The 18,902-nt window shown below is 73.4% G+C and carries 17 protein-coding genes; 10 read left to right on the forward strand and 7 right to left on the reverse strand.

Going from position 1 to position 18,902, the window contains the following annotated elements:
- From AB0R04_RS26465 to AB0R04_RS26495, 7 genes are all read left to right on the forward strand, one after another.
- On the forward strand, window positions 1-790 hold a 790-nt coding region (locus AB0R04_RS26465; protein ID WP_363375414.1), incomplete at its 5' end, for a divalent metal cation transporter.
- 95 nt (window positions 791-885) lie between these two features.
- Complete coding sequence (locus tag AB0R04_RS26470) at window positions 886-1,158, forward strand: hypothetical protein (RefSeq protein ID WP_363375417.1); 273 nt, start codon at window positions 886-888, stop codon at window positions 1,156-1,158.
- A gap of 73 nt (window positions 1,159-1,231) precedes the next feature.
- Window positions 1,232-1,498: a hypothetical protein gene (locus AB0R04_RS26475; RefSeq protein ID WP_363375419.1), complete on the forward strand. Its 267-nt coding sequence runs from the start codon at window positions 1,232-1,234 to the stop codon at window positions 1,496-1,498.
- Window positions 1,499-1,574: 76 nt separating this feature from the next.
- Window positions 1,575-1,982 carry a winged helix-turn-helix domain-containing protein gene (locus AB0R04_RS26480; RefSeq protein ID WP_363375421.1) on the forward strand — a complete coding sequence of 136 codons (408 nt, stop codon included), beginning with the start codon at window positions 1,575-1,577 and terminating at the stop codon, window positions 1,980-1,982.
- Between the two features lie 73 nt (window positions 1,983-2,055).
- On the forward strand, window positions 2,056-2,517 hold the full coding sequence (locus tag AB0R04_RS26485) for a hypothetical protein (RefSeq protein ID WP_363375422.1): 462 nt from the start codon (window positions 2,056-2,058) through the stop codon (window positions 2,515-2,517).
- 289 nt (window positions 2,518-2,806) lie between these two features.
- Window positions 2,807-4,564, forward strand: coding sequence for an ABC transporter permease subunit (locus tag AB0R04_RS26490; RefSeq protein WP_363375425.1), 1,758 nt, complete (start codon window positions 2,807-2,809; stop codon window positions 4,562-4,564).
- A gap of 33 nt (window positions 4,565-4,597) precedes the next feature.
- Window positions 4,598-5,983 carry a nitrate/sulfonate/bicarbonate ABC transporter ATP-binding protein gene (locus AB0R04_RS26495; protein ID WP_363375426.1) on the forward strand — a complete coding sequence of 462 codons (1,386 nt, stop codon included), beginning with the start codon at window positions 4,598-4,600 and terminating at the stop codon, window positions 5,981-5,983.
- Between the two features lie 10 nt (window positions 5,984-5,993).
- Here AB0R04_RS26495 and AB0R04_RS26500 read toward each other — a convergent pair whose 3' ends face one another.
- The 5 genes from AB0R04_RS26500 to AB0R04_RS26520 form a co-directional block, all read right to left on the reverse strand.
- Window positions 5,994-6,410 (reverse strand): metalloregulator ArsR/SmtB family transcription factor, encoded by a 417-nt coding sequence (locus tag AB0R04_RS26500; RefSeq protein ID WP_363375428.1) that lies wholly within the window; start codon window positions 6,408-6,410, stop codon window positions 5,994-5,996.
- 402 nt (window positions 6,411-6,812) lie between these two features.
- Window positions 6,813-7,850, reverse strand: coding sequence for an isocitrate/isopropylmalate family dehydrogenase (locus AB0R04_RS26505; RefSeq protein WP_063349733.1), 1,038 nt, complete (start codon window positions 7,848-7,850; stop codon window positions 6,813-6,815).
- Window positions 7,851-7,969: 119 nt separating this feature from the next.
- Window positions 7,970-8,608: a 3-isopropylmalate dehydratase small subunit gene (gene leuD / locus AB0R04_RS26510; protein WP_363375432.1), complete on the reverse strand. Its 639-nt coding sequence runs from the start codon at window positions 8,606-8,608 to the stop codon at window positions 7,970-7,972.
- Between the two features lie 82 nt (window positions 8,609-8,690).
- Window positions 8,691-10,091, reverse strand: coding sequence for a 3-isopropylmalate dehydratase large subunit (gene leuC, locus AB0R04_RS26515; protein ID WP_063349731.1), 1,401 nt, complete (start codon window positions 10,089-10,091; stop codon window positions 8,691-8,693).
- Window positions 10,091-11,284, reverse strand: a complete 1,194-nt coding sequence (locus tag AB0R04_RS26520) for a pyruvate carboxyltransferase (RefSeq protein WP_063349730.1) — start codon at window positions 11,282-11,284, stop codon at window positions 10,091-10,093. The genes leuC and AB0R04_RS26520 overlap by 1 nt, the downstream gene beginning before the upstream one ends.
- A 301-nt stretch (window positions 11,285-11,585) precedes the next feature.
- Between AB0R04_RS26520 and AB0R04_RS26525 the strand changes: the two genes are divergently transcribed.
- Window positions 11,586-11,924: a hydroxyisourate hydrolase gene (locus AB0R04_RS26525; protein ID WP_063349729.1), complete on the forward strand. Its 339-nt coding sequence runs from the start codon at window positions 11,586-11,588 to the stop codon at window positions 11,922-11,924.
- Here AB0R04_RS26525 and AB0R04_RS26530 read toward each other — a convergent pair.
- Window positions 11,921-15,010 (reverse strand): BTAD domain-containing putative transcriptional regulator, encoded by a 3,090-nt coding sequence (locus AB0R04_RS26530; protein WP_363375435.1) that lies wholly within the window; start codon window positions 15,008-15,010, stop codon window positions 11,921-11,923. The genes AB0R04_RS26525 and AB0R04_RS26530 overlap by 4 nt on opposite strands.
- 270 nt (window positions 15,011-15,280) lie before the next feature.
- Window positions 15,281-16,624, reverse strand: a complete 1,344-nt coding sequence (locus AB0R04_RS26535; RefSeq protein WP_363375538.1) for a class II 3-deoxy-7-phosphoheptulonate synthase — start codon at window positions 16,622-16,624, stop codon at window positions 15,281-15,283.
- 195 nt (window positions 16,625-16,819) lie between these two features.
- On the opposite strand from AB0R04_RS26535, the gene AB0R04_RS26540 reads away from it, so the two are divergent.
- Both AB0R04_RS26540 and AB0R04_RS26545 read left to right on the forward strand, forming a co-directional pair.
- Window positions 16,820-18,319, forward strand: coding sequence for an anthranilate synthase component I family protein (locus AB0R04_RS26540; protein ID WP_363375438.1), 1,500 nt, complete (start codon window positions 16,820-16,822; stop codon window positions 18,317-18,319).
- Window positions 18,316-18,891 carry an aminodeoxychorismate/anthranilate synthase component II gene (locus AB0R04_RS26545; RefSeq protein ID WP_063349726.1) on the forward strand — a complete coding sequence of 192 codons (576 nt, stop codon included), beginning with the start codon at window positions 18,316-18,318 and terminating at the stop codon, window positions 18,889-18,891. The genes AB0R04_RS26540 and AB0R04_RS26545 overlap by 4 nt, the downstream gene beginning before the upstream one ends.
- Window positions 18,892-18,902: the final 11 nt, after the last annotated feature.

Here is an 18,902-nt window from a genome sequence, read left to right on the forward strand (position 1 = left end):
GGGCTTCACCGCCGCGGCCTTCGCCGGCACCGACGGCTTCGGCCAGTTCTCGGATGCGGCCGCCGTCGCCAAGGGCCTTGAGGACAAGGCCGGGCGCGTGGTGGGTGTGCTGTTCGCCATCGCGCTGCTGGACGCCTCGATCATCGGCGCCTTCGCCGTGTCGCTGTCGACCGCCTACGCGATCGGCGACGTGTTCGGCATCAGGCACTCGCTGCACCGGGGCGTCAAGGGCGCCAAGGGCTTCTACGCGATCTACGCGGGCCTGGTGGTCGCGGCGGCCGCGATCACGCTGCTGTCCACCGGCTACACGCAGGGCCTGATGACGCAGTTCGTCCAGGTGCTGGCCGGTGTGCTGCTGCCCTCGGCGACGGTGTTCCTGCTGCTGCTCTGCAACGACAAGGCCGTCCTGGGGCCCTGGGTCAACGGGCCCAAGACCAACGCCTTCACCTCCGCCGTGGTCGGCGTGCTGGTGATGCTGTCGCTGATCCTGACCGCCGCCGTGGTCTGGCCCGACATCGGCTCGCAGGCGATCCTGTGGATCATGGCCGGCTGCGGCGTGGCCGGCGTCCTGGTCGCCGGATACTTCTTCACCTTCGGCCGCACCGCCACCAAGGAGGACCCCGTCGACCGCACCGGCCGCGAGGAATGGCGGATGCCCCCGCTGGAGACCCTCGGCAAGCCGGTCATGTCCACCGCCCGCAAGGTCGGCATGGGCGCCCTGCGCGCCTACCTGCTGGTCGCGATGGTGATGGTCATCATCAAGATCGTCCAGACCGCGCTCAACCACTGAGCCGCCGCCGGGGCGGCGCCCGACAGTACCGCCGCCCCGGCCCCGACCCGGAAACCTCGACCGCCCCGCACCCGGGGAAGGAAGGAAGTACGGCCATGCGCACCGCCCTTCACCACCACTGCCCGCGCGTCCGCCTCGCCCTGCACGACGGCGTCGAGAGGGACTACCGCCTCGACGACCCCGGCGCCTGCCCGCACTCCGGCACGCCCAACACCCGGGCCTCGGCGTACGAGCCGCGCGTGCACCTGGCCTACCTGCTGGCCCGCCAGGGCCACCGCCCGGACTGGCTCGCCGACTTCGCGGACCTCCCGCCGGCCGCCGCGCGCCGCCTCAGCCGCGCCGCCGCCCGCCACCGGCCGCACGGCTGACGCCCCGCCGACCGCACCACCCGCGCCCTCGCGCACCCCTCCACCCGCTGCCCTGTCACGGAGGTGACCTGCCATGTCCATCGTCGCCGCGTTCCACCCCTCCCTCCCGTCCGCCGGCCGCGGCCGCCTGCGCGCCGCGCTCGCCGCCGTGGGCCGACGCCTGGCGGAGAGTCCGCTGGACAGCCCCGTCCTGCACGCCGTCACGACCCGGGCCCCGGCACCGGCCGCCGCCCCCGCCGACCGCCCCGCCCGGCTGCGGGCCAGCTGGCGGACCGTCACGGCCCCGGACGGCACCGCCCGGCTGGAAGCCTCCTGGCACCCCTGGCACCCCGCCCGCTGACCACCCGTACCGCTGCGTACCGATTCGCACCGACCCCGCACCGACCCCGCACCGACCCGCCGAAGGAGCATCCGCCATGGCCGTGCGCTACCCCAGGCTCGAAGCCATCTTCTCGGACCACACCGCCGCCGCCCCGGCCCGGCGGCCGCGCCCCGCACCGGCCCCCCGGCCCGCCGTCGACCCGGACACCGGCCTGGTGGTGGACCCCGAACAGCGCACCGTCACCGTCGACGGGCAGCAACTGAGCCTCCCCTACCTGGAGTTCGAGCTGCTCGCGCACCTGGTCGACAACCCGCTGCGGGTCCACTCCCGCCGCCATCTGATGGAGACGGTCTGGGGCCGGCCGGACACCGGCGACACCCGCACCATCGCCACCCACATCGCCCGGATCCGCCGCAAGCTCGGCCCCGGCCACCGGGAGGCGATCGCCACCGTCCGCCAGATCGGCTACAAGTACGACCCCCGCCTGACCCGCATCGCCTGACCCGCGTCGGCCGGGACCCGCCCGCCCCGGCGGCACCCCGCCAGCCACCACCCCACCGAAGGAGGACACCGCCGTGACCAGAACCGCCCTGTTCCCCTGGACCAGCAGAGGGACGGCGCTGTGCGGCGTCCTGCTCCTCCTCACCCTCCAGGGGATCGCCGTCGGCGTCGCCCCGGGGCGGCTGCGGCTCTTCCTCTCCGGCGTGCTCATCGGCGCCTCGTCGGCCGGGCTGCTCCTCGCCCTGCTGCTCGCCCGCAGCGGGCGCGGCACCGCCCGACCCGCCGCCCCCGGCGAGGACGACACCCAGTGGTTCAGCGCCCGCTCCCTGGACGGGTTCCCGATGGAGCAGGTCCGACCGCTGCTGCTGTCGCCCGGCGCCCCGGGCCTGAACCGGCTCTACACCGCCTGGGTGTTCGCCACCCACGGGCACGACCCCCAGTGGATCGCCCACCACCTCGACCTGTCCACCCCGACCGCCCGGCTGCTGGTCACCGCGGCCCGGCACCACACCGCTCCCGACAGGAGGCCGCAGTGAGCCGGCGCGCGGGGGAACCCCGGATCCATTTGCCTACGGACGTACCGAAGGAGCAGACTGCCCGGGGCCCGCAGGACGGGCCGGGACGGCACCAGACGACACCACCGGAGGAGGCGGCCATGGGCGAAGACCCTCCCAGTACGCGCCGCCGTACCGGCCGCCTCCCCCACGCCCGCCCGCGCGCCTGACGCGACGGCCCGGGGGGACGCGGCGTTCGTCCCGATCCCGCTGACGTCGCACGCACCTCTCCCGACCCCGGGGCCCCGGGTGCGCGCCGGAGGTGCACCCCATGACCTTGCCGAAGCCGGCCCCGGGCACCGCCCGGGGCTCACTGCCGTCCCGGACGGCCGCCCGCCTGGCCCGGATGACCTGGGTGGACGCGCTCGTCGCGGCCGCCGTCCTGGTACTGCTCTACCTCGCACTGCGGGTCGGGCAGGGCACCACCGTCCGGTTCTCCACCGGCCGGAACGCGGCGGTCGACACCGACCCGGCCCGGCTGCCGTACGACGCGGCCCGCTCGCTGCTGCGGATGTTCGCCGCGCTCGCCGTGTCGGTGGTCTTCACCTTCGGCTACGCCTACGCCGCGGCCCGCAGCCGCCGGCTGGAGCGGGTCCTGATCCCGGCCCTGGACATCCTCCAGTCGGTGCCGGTGCTCGCCTTCCTGACCGTCGCGGTGACCGGCTTCCTCGCCCTGTTCCCCGGCTCCGTGCTGGGCCTGGAGTGCGCGGCGGTGTTCGCCATCTTCACCTCCCAGGCCTGGAACATGACCTTCGGCTTCTACTGCTCGCTGGTCTCGCTGCCGCCCGAACTCGACGAGCTGTCACGCTCGTTCCGCTTCACCCGGTGGATGCGGTTCTGGAAGGTCGAACTGCCCTCGGGCATGATCGGCCTGGTCTGGAACGGCATGCTGAGCTTCGGCGGCGGCTGGTTCTTCCTGGTCGCCTCCGAGGCGATCAGCGTCGACAACCAGCGCTACGCGCTGCCCGGGGTCGGCTCCTACGCGGGCGCGGCCATCGCCGCCGGCGACCTCGCCCGGGTCGGCTGGGCGATCGCCACCATGGCCGTCCTGGTGGTCGGCGTCAACCTGCTGTTCTGGCGCCCGCTCACCGCCTGGGCCGAACGCTTCAAGAACGAGCAGTCCGAGGCCACCGAGGTGCAGCGCTCCGTCGTGCTGGACCTGCTGCGCCGCTCCCACTGGCCCGGCATGCTCGGCCGACTGCTGCGCCCGGGGTGGCGGGCGCTCTCCCGGGCCGGGCGCCTGCTGGGCACCGACGACCGCCCGCTGGCCGTCGACCCCGGGCGGCGGCACGCCGGGGACGCCGCCTTCGCCGCCGTCGCCGGCGGCCTCGTGCTCTGGGGCCTGGTCGACCTCGGCCGCTACCTGCAGGGCGCGACCGGCCTCGGCGTGTTCGGCGAACCGCTGCTGCTCGGCCTCGCCACGCTCGCCCGGGTCGTCGTCCTGGTGACCGTCGCCACCCTGGTCTGGGTGCCGGTCGGCGTGCGGATCGGCTTCTCCCCCCTGCTGACCCGGATCGCCCAGCCGCTGGTGCAGGTGCTCGCCAGCTTCCCGGCCAACTTCCTCTTCCCGCTGGTCGTCTGGCTGCTGCTGCGGACCGGGCTGTCGATCGACCTCGGCGGCGTCCTGCTGATGGCCCTCGGCGCCCAGTGGTACATCCTGTTCAACACCATCGCCGGCGCCATGGCCATCCCCACCGACCTGCGCGAGGCCATGGACGACCTCGGCGTGCGCGGCTGGCAGCGCTGGCGGCGGCTGATCATCCCCGGGATCTTCCCGGCCTACGTCACCGGCGGCCTCACCGCCTCCGGCGGCGCCTGGAACGCCTCCATCGTCTCCGAGGTCGTCACCTTCGGCGGCACCACGCTCACCGCCACCGGCCTCGGCGCGTACATCGCGCGGGCCACCGAGCGCGGCGACTACCCGCACCTGCTCGCCGGGGTGGCGGTGATGAGCCTGTACGTCGTCGCCCTCAACCGGCTGCTCTGGCGCCGCCTCTACCGCCTGGCCGAGCGCCGCTACTCGCTCTGACTCACGCCCGCTCCCCGCCCCGGAGGTCCCCGTATGCGCTTCCCGTTCCCGCGCGCCGCCCGCCCCGCGCCGCCCGCCGCCGCCGTGTTCTCCCCCTCCGAACCTTCCCCCGCCGACGGCGAGGTCCTGCTGGAGACCGTCGGCCTCACCAAGGCCTACGCCGGCGCCGACGGCGCGCTGCCCGTGCTGTCCGGCATCGACCTCACCGTCCGGGCCGGCGAGATCGTCGCCCTGCTCGGCCGCTCCGGCTCCGGCAAGTCCACCCTGCTGCGCTGCCTGTCCGGGCTGATCCCGCCCAGCTCCGGCACCGTCGCCTACCGCGGCACCCCGCTCACCGGCGCCAATCCGGGCACCGCCCTGGTGTTCCAGACCTTCGCGCTGCTGCCCTGGCTGACCGTCCGGCAGAACGTCGAACTCGGCCTGGAGGCCCGCGGCGTGCCGCCCCGGGAGCGCGCCGAGGCCGCCGTCCAGGCCATCGACCTGATCGGCCTGGCCGGCTTCGAGTCCGCCTACCCCAAGGAGCTCTCCGGCGGCATGCGCCAGCGCGTCGGCTTCGCCCGCGCCCTGGTCGTCGAACCGGACGTGCTGATGATGGACGAGCCCTTCTCCGCGCTGGACGTCCTCACCGCCGAGAACCTGCGCGGCGAGCTGCTGGAACTGTGGGAGTCCGGCCAGTTCCCCACCCGCGCCGTCGTCCTGGTCACCCACAACATCGAGGAGGCGGTCCTGATGGCCGACCGCATCGTCGTCCTCGGCTCCCGCCCGTACGGCACCATCCGGGAGACCGTCGAGGTCGACCTCGACCGGCCCCGCGACCGCGACGCCGCCGCCTTCGACGAACTCGTCGACCGGGTCTACCGGATCATGACCGGACGCCCCAAGGAGAGCCGGCTGCCCGGCCGCGCCGACGGCGCCCGGCCCGACCGGCGCACCGTCGCCAACACCCCGCTGCCCACCGCCAGCGTGGACGGCCTCGCCGGCCTCGCCGCGATGATCGCCCACCGCGGCGGCTGCTGCGACCTCGCCGACCTCGCCGACGAACTCGGCCTCGACATCGACGACATGCTCCCCCAGCTCGACGCCCTCGACCTGCTCGGCTTCGCCGAGATCCACGGCGACGACCTGCTGCTCACCGAGGCCGGCACCGCCTTCGCCGGAGCCGACGTCCAGGAGTCCCGGACCATCTTCGCCGGCGCCGCGGTGGACGTCCCGCTGGTCCGGCTGATCACCAACGGCCTGCGCGGCCGCCCCGGCACCGCCGTGCACGCCGGCTTCTTCCGCGACCTGCTCGCCCACCACTACACCAGCGAACAGGTCGACCGGCAGCTGGAGACCGCCACCGACTGGGGCCGCTACGCCGGGCTGTTCGGCTACGACGCCGCCCTGCGGGAGTACCGGCTCGACGAGGAGACCGCCTGAAGCGCCGGAGTCAGGCCTGGCCGGCGGCCGGGCGGCGGCGGGCGGAGCGGACGGCGCGGGCGAACGGCTGCTCGGCCGTCGCGGCGGCCTGGCCGGTACCGCCGCCGTCGCCGCCGTCACCGCGCCCGGGCAGGTCGTTGGCGATCAGCGCCGCCTCCGTCAGCAGGCCGCGCACCTCGGCGGCGCGGTAGAAGATCCGGGTGCCCTCCCGGCGCGAGACGACCAGCCCGGCCGCCCGCAGCCTGGCCAGGTGCTGCGAGGTCGCCGCCACGTGCGCGCCCAGCAGCTCCGCCAGTTCGCTGACCGGCAGCTCCCGCCGGGTCAGCGCCCAGAGCAGCCGGTACCGGGACGGGTCGGCGACCGCCTTCAGCACCGCGACCGCCCGCTCCGCCGCGTCCGTGTCCCACGCCTCTTCCTGCGCACCCATGCCAGGATCCTACCGAGCCGGCCCCGCCGCCCCGGCGCCCCGGCGGCGCCGAAGCCGGTGCCGTCCGGCCGGGCGCGGGCGTCGACAGCGGCGTCGACAGCGGGCGTACCCAGCGGACGTCGATAGCGGGCCGATGGCCGGAGCTGCCAGGCTTCAGCCATCCTTTCAGCCGCTGCCGACCGGCCGCGCCGTCCAGGAGTTGGAGTCCGTACGAGATGATCGAGAACACCACGTTCCGTACCGCGGTCAGCGGATCGCACGAGCACAATCCCTGGGGCTGAGCGGCCCGGGTCCGCCTTCGGACGCCCGCCCGGCGGGCGGTGCCGGGGAGGACGGACCCGGCCGCCGTGGTCGGTGGGGCGACCACGGCGGCGGTTGGGGGGGTGGGGGCGGGTCATGCCGTCAGGCCGCGGCGAGGGCCGCCCTGACCGCGGCGCCGACCTGCTCGGTGGTGAGGGTGCCGCCGAGGTCCGGCGTGCAGGCGCCCTCGGCCACGGCCGTGCCGACGGCCAGCTGGATCGCCTTCGCCTCGGCGGCCCAGCCCAGGCGCTCCAGCATCAGCGCGGAGCTGAGGATGGCGCCGAAGGGGTTGCCGATGCCCTGGCCGGCGATGTCGGGCGCGCTGCCGTGCACCGGCTCGTAGAGGCCGAACCCGGTGTCCGGGTTGATGTTGGCCGAGGCCGCGTTGCCCAGGCCGCCGGCCAGCATGGCCGCCAGGTCGCTGAGGATGTCGCCGTACGAGTTGTTGGTGACGATCACGTCGAACTGCGACGGGTCGGAGATCAGCTTCATCGCGGCGGCGTCGACGTAGAGGTGGGTGGAGTCGATGGCGGGGTGCTTCGCGGCGGCCTCGCGGAACACCCGCTGCCACACCTGGCCGCCGTGCCGGACGGCGTTGGACTTGTCGACCATGCAGACGCCGCGCTCGGCGATGGAGTACGCGTACTCCATCACCCGCGAGACGCCCATGTAGGTGCTGACGTCCGCGTCGACGGCCATCTCGTGCACGGTGTTCCCGCGCAGCACTCCGCCGATGTCGGTGTAGAGGCCCTCGGTGTTCTCCCGGACGATCACGGCGTCGATGGCGCGGGTCCGGGCGTCGCGCAGCGGGCTCAGCCGCTCCTGGAGCAGGGTGGCCGGGCGGTGGTTGACGTACAGGTCGAGGTCGAAGCGCAGGCGCAGCAGGACGCCGCGGCCGTAGTCCGAGGTCTTCACGCGGGGGTCGCCGATGGCGCCGAAGAGCACCGAGTCGCTCGCCTTGATCCGCTCGAAGTCCTCGTCGGACAGGGAGACCCCGGTCCGCAGGTAGGTGTCGGCGTTGACGTGGTCGAGCACGTCGACCGCGAGGTCCAGGCCCAGCGACTCGATGGTCTCCAGGGCCTCCTTGGTCACCTCGGGGCCGATGCCGTCACCGGGGATGACGGTCACTGTCTTGGTCATGGGTCTCTCACCGTTTCTGGGGTGGGGCCGGCCGGTTGTGGGTCGGGTCGGCCGGGCCGGGGGCGTCGGGCAGGGTCACCGCCGCGCGGCCCTGGGAGCTGCGCCGGGGGGCGCGGTCGTCAGGAGGCCCGGCGCTGCTTCGCGGTGTCCGGGGAGGAGAAGGCGCCGCGGGTGATGCTGGTCATCCAGGCCGGGCGGCCCTGCTCGAAGGCGGCGATCGCGTCGGCCTTGCGCAGGGTGACGTCGATGTCGTCGAGGCCGTTGAGCAGCAGCCAGCGGGCGCGCTGGTCGGCCTCGAACTCCCAGGTCCCGAGGTCGGTGCCGACGGTCAGCTGCTCCAGGTCGACGGTGATCTCGAACTTCGGGTCGGCCTGGGCGCGTTCGGCGAGGTCGGCGACGACGGGCACCGGCAGGGCGACGGCCAGCAGGCCGTTCTTCAGCGCGTTGCGCAGGAAGATGTCACCGAAGCTGGTGGCGATGACGGCCCGGAAGCCCCAGTCGCGCAGGGCCCACACGGCGTGCTCGCGGGAGCTGCCGGTGCCGAAGTTGTGGCCCGCCACCAGGACGCTCGCGTCCTGGTGCTCCGGCTGGTTCAGGACGAACCCGGGCTCCTTGCGCCAGTGCCCGAACAGGGTGTCGGCGTAGCCGGTCTTGGTCAGCCGCTTGCAGAACTCGGCCGGGATGATCTGGTCGGTGTCGACGTCGTCCCGGGACAGGGCCACGGCCTGTCCGGTGTGCGCCGTGAGCGGCTCCTTCATGCCTCTGCCCCCTGCTGGTCGGTCTGGCTGCGGTCGGTCGAACGGGTGGAACGGGTCGGGCGGGTGTGCCCGGCGGGCGCGGTCACAGCTCGGTCGGCGCGGCCAGGCGGCCCACCACGGCGGTGGCGGCGGCGACGACGGGCGAGACCAGGTGGGTGCGGGCGTGGGTGCCCTGCCGGCCCTCGTAGTTGCGGTTGGAGGTGGAGGCGACCCGCTGGATGCCCTGGAGGCGGTCGGCGTTGATGCCCATGCACATCGAGCAGCCGGAGAGCCGCCACTGCGCGCCCGCGTCGAGGAAGACCTGGTCCAGGCCCTCCTCCTCGGCCTGGGCCCGGACGGCCATCGAGCCGGGGACGACGAGCATGGTGATCCGGTCGGAGACCTTGCGGCCGCGCAGCACGTCGGCGGCGGCCCGCAGGTCCTCGATCCGGCCGTTGGTGCAGGAGCCGAGGAAGACCGTGTTGATCTCGACGTCCCGCAGGGCGACGTCCGGTTCGAGGCCCATGTACTCCAGGGCGCGGCGCGCGGCCTGCTGCTCGGCGGGGGTCGCGAACGTCTCGGGCGCCGGCACCGCGGCGTCCAGCGGGACGGCCTGGCCGGGGTTGGTGCCCCAGGTGACGAAGGGCTTGAGCCCGGTGACGTCCAGTTCGACGACGCGGTCGAAGGCGGCGCCCTCGTCGGTGCGCAGGGACTGCCAGTAGCTGACGGCCTCGTCCCAGTCGGCCTCGGCGGCCGGGTCCCAGCGCTCGCGCAGGTAGGCGAGCGTGGTGTCGTCGGGGGCGATCAGGCCGGCGCGGGCGCCCGCCTCGATGCTCATGTTGCAGACCGTCATCCGCCCCTCCATGGAGAGGTTCTCGACGGCCTTGCCGCGGTACTCGATCGCGTAGCCGTTGGCGCCGTTGGCGCCGATGTGCGCGATCAGCGCGAGGATCAGGTCCTTCGGCGTGACGTCGGCCGGCGGCTCGCCGACGAACTCGACGGACATCGTCCGGGGGCGCTGGAGCGCCAGCGTCTGGGTGGCGAGCACGTGCTCGACGTCGCTGGTGCCGACGCCGAAGGCGAGCGCCCCGAAGGCGCCGTGCGTGGAGGTGTGGCTGTCGCCGCACACCACGGTCATGCCGGGGCGTACGAAGCCCAGTTCGGGCGCCACCACGTGCACGATGCCCTGCCGGTCGTCGCCGAGCGAGAACAGCTCGATCCCCTGCTCCTCGCAGTTCTCGCGCAGGCGCTCCAGCTGGGCGCTGCCCATCGCGTCCTTGACCAGCAGCGTGTTGGTGGGCACGTTGTGGTCTTCGAGGGCGAGCGCGAGGTCGGGCCGGCGGACCCGGCGGCCGGCCAGCTGGAGGCCGTCGAAGGCCTGCGGGGAACTCGCCTCGTGGAGCAGGTGCAGGTCGATGTAGAGCAGGTCGGGCTCGCCCGGTGCCTGGTCGACGACGTGGCTCTGCCAGACCTTCTCGATCAGGTTGCGCTCGGTGCCGCCCATCAGCTGGCCACCGCCATCTCGCTGGTGCGCTCCAGGCGCTCGGCGATGATCTCGCGCAGCTCGCCCAGTTCGATGCAGGTGCCGTCGGCGCGGCCCGCGATGTAGGTCTCGTAGATCTCGTCGAGCAGGTCGTGCTCGGCGCCGATTCCCATCTGGTCGAACAGGTTGCGGACCACATTGCGCCCGGAGTGCCGGCCGATGAGAATTCCGCGCTCGCGGCCGAAGCTGTGCGGCTCGACGTATTCGTAGGTCACCGGATTGCGCAGCATTCCGGCCTGGTGGATTCCGGCCTGGGTGGCGAAGGCGTTCTCCCCGAATATCGCCTTGTTGCGCGGCGTCGACATTCCGATGATCCGGGCCAGCAGCTGGTAGGCCTCGTAGAACTTCTCGGTGCGCAGCCGGCTGGTCAGGCCGAGCTGCTCGCCCTTGTAGAGCAGCACCGCGGCCAGCTCCTCCAGCGGGGTGTTGCCCGCGCGCTCGCCGATGCCGGCGATGGTGGCCTGCACCTCGTCCGCGCCGGCCTCGACGCCGGCCAGGGCGTTGGCGAGGGAGAGCCCGAGGTCCTGGTGGCAGTGGGTGGACAGGATGATGTGGTCCGGGATCCAGGAGCGGACCCGCGCCACCTGGGCGCCGAACTCGGACGGGATCAGGCAGCCGGTGGTGTCGGCGAGCGCCACCGTGTTGGCGCCCTCCTCGATGCCGGCCTCGATCATCGGACGCAGCAGGTCGTCGCTGCCCCGGCTGGCGTCCTCGATGCCGAGCGTGATGTCGGTGAAGCCCAGCTCGCGGGCGAACCGGATGCTGTCGATGATCTCGTGCAGGCCCTCGGCCCGGGTGAGGCCGCGCTTGTGCTCCAAGTGGACGTCGCTGCCGGTGGCCATGATCTGGACCTGGTGGCGCTCGACGCCGCCGGCCTGGGCGGCCAGCTCGATGTCCGCGCGGACGGCCCGGTTGAGGGTCGCCACCTTGGCGGTGGTGAGTGCGCCCGCGATCAGTCTGGTCGCCTCGAAGTCACGCGGTGAGGAGCTGGGGAAGCCGGCCTCGATGGTGTCGACGCCGGTGGCCTCGATGGCGAGGGCCAGCTCCAGTTTCTGGTCGGGGTTCATCGCGTTGCCCGGGGCCTGTTCGCCGTCGCGCAGTGTCGAGTCGAATACCCGGAGCCGCCGTGCGGTGGGGACGGATTTCGGAGACATGGATTTTCCGCCTCTTTCGGGAACGCCGCCGGACGGGCGACCGGACGGGAGGTCGCGGTGTGCGGCGGCGGAGGATTGTGGCTGGCAGCGGTGACTTTACTGGTCCGGAATCACTGTCCGTCAAGACTTTTCGAACAAATAATCATTCGATGGCGGGCCGATAGCGGGACCCCTGACAATAGGCTTGACGCGCCCTTTTCCCGATGCATCGTGTACTGAGGCAAGGAGTGGTTTTCATGCGAGATATCCCGTCCGAGGAACGTCCGCCGGCCCGGTTACCGCGCCCGGGGCGGGTGGGCTGATGGCGAGGGTCATCGTCGAAGCGCTGGACAGCGTCCACGGGCGCACCGCCGCCGGCCTCGACGCGAGACTGGAGTCGCTGGTCGACAACGAGTGGGTGCCGGTGGTCGAGCGGAGAACGGATGCGAGCGGCCGGATCGAGGAGTGGGGCGGGACGGACGGCGGACGCGGCCTCTACCGGCTGGTGTTCGACGTCGACCGGTACTTCAGCGGGCTCGGCCTGTTCACCGTGCACCCCGAGGTGGCGGCCACCTTCCGGGTCTCCGACGGCGAGTCGGGGCACCGGGTGAGCCTCACCCTCTCGCTGAACCACTACGCGGTGGCCTTCATCGCCGACTAGGACGGTGGACCCGGGCCTGCGGGGGGCTCCGGGTCGCCGGCGGCCAGCCGGGCGGCGCGCAGCAGGTCGAGCGTGCGGGCCTCCTCGGCGGGGGTCCGCATCAGGCGGAACACCAGCCGGGCCCGCCGCAGGTGCTGGACCGCCAGGTCGGCCTCCCCGGTGCCGAGCGCCAACTCGCCGAGGGTGACGAGGATCCGGCCCATGATCAGCCGTTCGTTGGAGCCCTCCGCGAGGAGCAGGGCGCGGTGCAGGGCGTGGGCGGCCTCGCCGCTCTCGCCGAGCCGGTGGCGGGCCGTGCCGATGCCGTGCAGGGCGTAGATCTCGCCGGTGTGGTCGCCGATCAGCCGGACGACGTCGAGGGCGCGGGAGAAGGCCTCCAGGGCCCGGTCGTAGCCGCCGCGTTCCAGGTGGCTCTGGCCCATCCGGTGCAGCACCTGGGCCTCGACCCGTCGGCCGCGGCCCTCCCGGCTGAGCCGCAGCGCCTCGTCGAGGAGCTCCCCGGCGCCCTCCTCGTCGCCCGCGCCCAGTTTGAGCTGGGCCAGGTTGTGCAGCACGTAGGCGACGGCGACGGAGCCGCCGCTCGCCCGCAGGACGGTGAGGGCGGCCTGGTAGTGGGCGGTCGCCTCGTCGATCCGGCCGTCCACCCGGGCGAGGTAGCCAAGGCCGCGGGCGGTCAGGGCGGAGCCGAGGTCGTCGCCGAGGTCGGTGAAGATCCCGGCGGCCTGGCGGAAGCGCTCCTCGGCGGCGGCGAAGTTCTGCCGGGTCAGCGCGAGCGAGCCGAGGGAGTGCAGGGCGGCGGCCTGGCCGAGCCGGTCGCCGCCCTTGCGGGCGGCCGCGAGGGCGAGTTCGTGGGTGTCGCGCCAGTCGTCGAGCCGGCCGTGGGTCTCCAGGAACGTCACGGCGGTGACGGCGAGTTCCCAGCAGTGCGCGGTGAGGCCCATCATGGCCGCCTGCCTGACCCGGGGCACGAGCATGGGCCGCTCCCGGGCGAACCACCGCAGCGGCTCGGCCAGCAGCCGGTCCACCGTCCGGGCGGGCAGCGGGTGCAGGGCGGTGCCGCGACCGCGGATCAGCACGTCGCGGCCGTACTCGCGCTGCCTCGCCTCGATCAGCAGGTAGAGGAAGCAGCCGATCACCCGGGCCAGTGCGGCCTCCCGCTCCTCGACGCTCTCCTCGTCGACGAGGCGTTCGCGCGCGAAGACCCGGATCAGGTTGTGCAGCCGGTACTGGGTGTGGCGGCCGGGCGCGGTGCCGACGGCGTCCAGCAGTTGGGCGTCGGAGAGTTCGTCGATCAGGTCCTGGACCTGGTACTCGGGCAGGTCGAGCAGCGCCATGCCGACCCAGGTGGAGAACGGCCCCTCGTCGATCAGGGCGATCCGCCGCAGCAGCCGGCGGGCGTCCTCGCTGACGCTCTCGTAGGTGAGCGAGAGGCCGGCCCTGATGCCGACGTCGGCGTACTTGAGCTCGTCGAGCCGGCGGGTCCCGTCCTCCAGCCGCTCCACCAGTTCGGTGATCTCCCAGTGCGGCCGGGCGGCGAGCCGGGCGCCGGCGATGCGCAGCGCCAGCGGCAGGTGGTCGCAGAGTTCGGCGAGCGCCTTCGCCGCCTCCGGTTCGGCCGCCACCCGCGCGGGGCCGGCGATCCGGCCGAGCAGCTCCGCGGACTGGTCGGGGTCGAAGGTGTCGACGTCCACCCGGACGGCTCCGGCGAGGCTGCCGATGTGCCGCCGGCTGGTGACGATCACGGCCGAGGTGGGCTTGCCCGGCAGCAGCGGGGTGATCTGGCTCTCGGTGGCGACGTTGTCGAGGACGATCAGCACCCGGCGCTCGGCGAGCAGGGCCCGGTACATCTCGGCGCGCTCCTCCAGCCCGTCGGGGATGGCGGTGCCGTTGACGCCGAGGGCGCGCAGGAAGCGCTCCAGCACCTGGGCCGGGCCGACGGTGTCGGGGGCCCCGGCGTGCAGGTCGGCGAAGAGCTGCCCGCCGGGGAACTCGGCGGCGATCTGGTGGGCCGCGTGGACGGCCACGGCGGTCTTGCCGACCCCGGCCTTGCCGACGACGGAGACGATCGGGACGGCGAGCCGGGACTGGTCGTGGGAGGAGAGCAGCAGCCGTTCGCGCAGGCCGGCGAGCAGGTGCTCGCGGCCGGTGAAGTCGGCGAGGTCGGCGGGGAGCATCTCCGGGACGGCGGCGGGGGCGGCGGGCGCCACGGGCGGCGCGGCGGCGGGCTCGGCGGCCGGGGCACCGTGGGCGGCGGCCGGACGGCTGTCGGGCAGGTCGAGCCGGGGGTCGCCGGCGAGGATGGAGAGTTCGAGCCGCTGCAGCCGGGGGTCGGGTTCGACGCCGAGTTCGTCGATCATCCACTGGCGGGTGTCGCGGTAGACCTGGAGCGCCTCGGTCTGGCGCCCGGAGCGGTAGAGCGCCAGCATCAGCTGGCCGCGCAGCCGCTCCCGTAACGGGAACTCGTCGACCAGGCCCAGGAGTTCGCCGACGGCCGCGCCGTGCCGGCCGAGCGCGAGTTCGAGCTGGATGCACTCCTCGGTGGCGCCGACCCACTGCTCGGTGAGCTGGCCGGCGGCGGAGCGGATCGACTCGCTGGGCAGGCCGCCGAGGGGGTCGCCGCGCCACAGTCCGAGCGCCTGCCGGAAGAGGGCGGCGGCCTCCGCCTTGCGGTCCTGGGCCTCCGCCCTGCGGTCGCGGTCCTCCGCCGTGCGGTCGTGGGCCTCCGCCTTCTGGTCGCGCAGCGCCCGCGCCTTCCCGACCCGGTCGCGGGCCTGGAGCAGGTCGAGCTGGTCGTCAGCCGCCTTCACCATGTAGCCCTGCGGGTGGGTGGTGATGACGTCGGAGAGGCCGTGCGCGGCGAACAGCCGGCGCAGGGCGGAGACGCTGATCTGCAACTGCGCGCGGGCGGTGGCCGGCGGGGCCTCCTCGTAGAGGGCGCGGACCAGGCGGTCCACGCTGACCACCCGGTTGACGTCGAGGAGCAGCGCGGCGAGCACCGTCTGCTGCCGGATCCCGCCGAGGTTCAGCGGCCTGGCGTCGACGAGCGCTTCGAGCGGGCCGAGAATGCGGTACTCGACCCGGGGCACGGGTGAGGAACTGCCGTCGTGGCGTATGCCGGAACCAGGTCTGTGCCCCACCGTTTCCACTCCCCCCAGAGGAATAGGCGCAGGATCGCAAGGCACTCTAAGGACGGCCCGGTCAATGGGTCAACGCTATTCAGTTCTCCCCAAAAGACGCCGCCTGACGGGTTGCGGTCGGCGCCCGCACCCTCGGGTGACCCACGAAAAATCGGCACGGAAATGCCGGTTGGCCGGATCGGCGCGCACCGATCCGGCCAACCGTCGCCCGGGGCGGTTTCAGGCCTTCATCAGCTCCGCGACCCGGAAGGCGAGATCGAGGGACTGGCGGTGGTTCAGCCGCGGGTCGCAGGCCGTCTCGTAGCGCTGGTGAAGGTCCTCGGCGCGGACCTGGTCACCGCCGCCGAGGCACTCCGTGACGTCGTCGCCGGTGAGCTCGACGTGGATACCGCCGGCGTGCGTGCCCAGCTCCCGGTGCACCTCGAAGAAGCCGGCGACCTCGCCCAGGATGTCGTCGAAGCGGCGGGTCTTGCGGCCGTCGTCGGTCTGGACGGTGTTGCCGTGCATCGGGTCGCAGATCCAGGCGACCCGGGCGCCCTCCGCCGTGACCTTCTCCACCAGCGGCGGCAGCAGTTCGCGCACCCGGCCCGCGCCCATCCGCACCACGAAGGTCAGCCGGCCGGGCCGGCGGTCGGGGTCGAGGCGGTCGACGTAGCCGAGGACCTCGTCCGCGGTGGTCGTGGGGCCGAGCTTGACGGCGATCGGGTTGTGGATCCCGGCGAAGTAGGCGATGTGCGCGTCGTCCAGGCCCCTGGTCCGCTCGCCGACCCAGAGCAGGTGCCCGCTGGTGGCGTAGTGCGCCCCGGTGCGCGGGTCGGTGCGGGTGAGGGGCTGCTCGTAGTCCAGCAGCAGTCCCTCGTGGCTGGCGAAGAACTCGGCCTCCAGCAGCCCGGCCGGGTCGCAGCCGCAGGCTTTCAGGAAGCGCAGGGCGCGGTCCACGCCGTCGGCCAGTTCCTCGTAGCGGCGGGCCTCGGTGGAATCCTCCAGGAAGCCGCGGTTCCACTGGTGGGCCTGGTAGAGGGAGGCGCTGCCGCCGGCCGCGAAGCCGCGGACCAGGTTGAGGGTGACCGCCGACGCCTCGTACATCCGCCGCAGCCGCGCCGGGTCCGGGCGGCGGGCCGCCTCGGTGAACTCCGGGCCGTTGACCGCGTCGCCCCGGTAGGAGGGCAGGCTGAGGCCGTCGCGGGTCTCGTCCGGCTGGGAGCGGGGCTTGGCGTACTGCCCGGCCAGCCGGCCGATCTTCACGACCGGGACGCCGCTCGCGTAGGTCAGCACCACCGCCATCTGCAGCAGGGTGCGCAGCTTGGCGGTGACCGCGTCCGCGGTGAGGCCGCCGAAGGTCTCGGCGCAGTCGCCGCCCTGGAGGACGAAGGCCTCGCCGGCGGCGACGGCGGCCATCCGGTCGGTCAGCCGGTCGCACTCCTCGGCGAGGACCAGGGGCGGGGCGGCCGACAGGTCGGCGACCACCTCGCGCAGCGCCGCCTGGTCCGGCCACTGCGGTTGCTGGGCCGCCGGCAGGGAACGCCAGGCGGCAGGTGCTCCGGTCTGCGGAATTCGATTCATCACGGCCCTCGGATGGGAACGGAAATCGCTGGCCCGCTCATTGCAGCCCGGCCGCGGAAAGAAGGTCAAGCGTCCGCGAATTGGCCTGCTCCCACACCGGAGAACTGGTCTGACCGCCTTCCGGGACGAACGGATTGACTGGGGGCCATTCGTTCACCGGCCGTACCCAGCCGGCCATTCACGATGAGGATTCCGATGCCAGACGCGCCATCGCACCCTCCGTTCGCCGTCCGGCTCGGCACCGAGCCGCTGCCGCCGCACGACCCGCTGGAGCTGTACACGCGGCTGGGCGACCGGCTCGGCGCGGAGCAGGTGTACCTGCTGGAGAGCCTGACCGAGTCCGGCCGGCAGGGCGGGCCCGCGGTGCTCGGCTGCGGTCCGCTCGCCGAGATCCGGCTGTACGGCTCGTACCTGGAGATCGACGGGATCGCGGAGCTCGCCCCGGTGCTGCGGGCGACCGCCGAGGCGGCGGGCCTCACCCCCGCCGCCAACGCCCCCGGGCGGCTGGAGGCCCCCGACCCGGCCCGCGTCTGGGAGTTCCTGCGACGCGCGCAGGGCCTGTTCGGCCTGGAGCCGGGCCTGCCCGGCGACCGCTTCCACTTCGGCTTCCTGGCCCGGTTCGGCTACGACGCGGCCTGGCACATGGAGGACCTGCCGGCCCGGGCGCTGCCGCCGGCCCGCCCGGACGCCGTACTGACGCTGTTCCGCGACAGCGTGCACTACGGCACCGACGGCGCGCCGGTCCTGCGGACCGCCGACAGCCCGGCCTTCGGCGAGCACGGCCGCCACGACCTCGCGGGCGCGGCCCGGGAGGCGGCCGGGCAGGAGCCGCAGGCCGCGTGCCCGGCGGCCGTCCGCCCGCAGTCCGTGCACGACAGCGTGGACCGCGACACCTTCCACGGCTGGGTTCAGCGCTGTCTGGAGCACATCGGGGTCGGCGACATCTACCAGATCCAGGTCGGCCACCGGATCGACGTCCGCACCGCGCTGACGCCGGTCGAGGTCTACCGGCGGCTGCGCTCGCGCAACCCCTCCCCGCACATGTACCTGCTCCCGAACGGCGAGGGCACGCTGATCGGCGCCAGCCCCGAGCTGCTGTTCCGGATCGAGGACGGCCGGATCGTGATGCGCCCGATCGCCGGCACCACCCGTCGCGACCAGGACGAGGAGGAGAACGAGCGGCGGATCAAGGCCCTGCTGGCGAGCACCAAGGAGCAGGCCGAGCACGTCATGCTGGTCGACCTCTCCCGCAACGACATCAGCCGGGTCTGCAAGCCGCACACCCTGACGGCCGACGACCTGATGGTGGTGGAGACCTTCTCGCACGTCTTCCACCTGGTGTCCACGGTCAGCGCCGAGTTGGAGGAGGACGCCGACGTGTGGCGGTCGCTGTGCGCGACCTTCCCGGCCGGCACCATGACCGGCGCGCCGAAGCTGCGTGCCATGGAGATCATCCACGAGATCGAGCGGGAGCCGCGCGGGGCCTACGCCGGCGCCGTCGGCCTGATCGACGTCGGCGGCTGGAGCGAACTGGCGCTGTGCATCCGCACGATCGCGCACGACGGCGCGGTGTACTCCGTGCAGAGTTCCGCGGGGATCGTCGCCGACTCGACCCCCGAGGGCGAGTGGAACGAGACGTTGGCGAAGCTGGGCGCCGCCTACTGGGCCCTGACGGGTGAGGAGTTGACGGCGTGAAGGTTCTGCTGGTGGACGCGCGGGACAGCTTCGTCCACATCATCGACCAGTACCTGCGGGCGCTCGGCGCGGACACCGAGGTGGTCCGCTCGCACACCCGCACCCCCGAACAGCTGGCCGCGACCGCGCCCGACGCGGTCGTGCTCGGCCCCGGCCCCGGGCACCCGGCGGCCTCCGGCCACGTCGAACTCGTCCACCACTTCGCCGGGAAGGTCCCGCTGCTCGGCGTGTGCCTGGGCCACCAGGCGATCGGCCTGGCGTTCGGCGGGCGGGTCCAGGTCGCCGACCGGCTGATGCACGGACGCACCAGCACCGTGACGCACGACGGGCGCGGCCTGTTCGCCGGCCTCGGCAACAGCCTCACCGCGACCAGGTACCACTCCCTGATCGTCACCCAGCCGCTGCCCGAGGACCTGGAACTCACCGCGACCGCCGACGACGACGGCTACGTCATGGGCATGCGGCACCGCAGCCTGCCCATCGAGTCGGTGCAGTTCCACCCCGAGAGCATCACCACCACCGGCGGCATGCAGCTGCTGGAGAACTTCCTCGCGGTCGGCGCCGGGCGCTGACCGCACGCACA

Origin of the sequence: Kitasatospora sp. NPDC056731, from assembly GCF_040687675.1 — a bacterium.
GTDB lineage: Bacteria > Actinomycetota > Actinomycetes > Streptomycetales > Streptomycetaceae > Kitasatospora.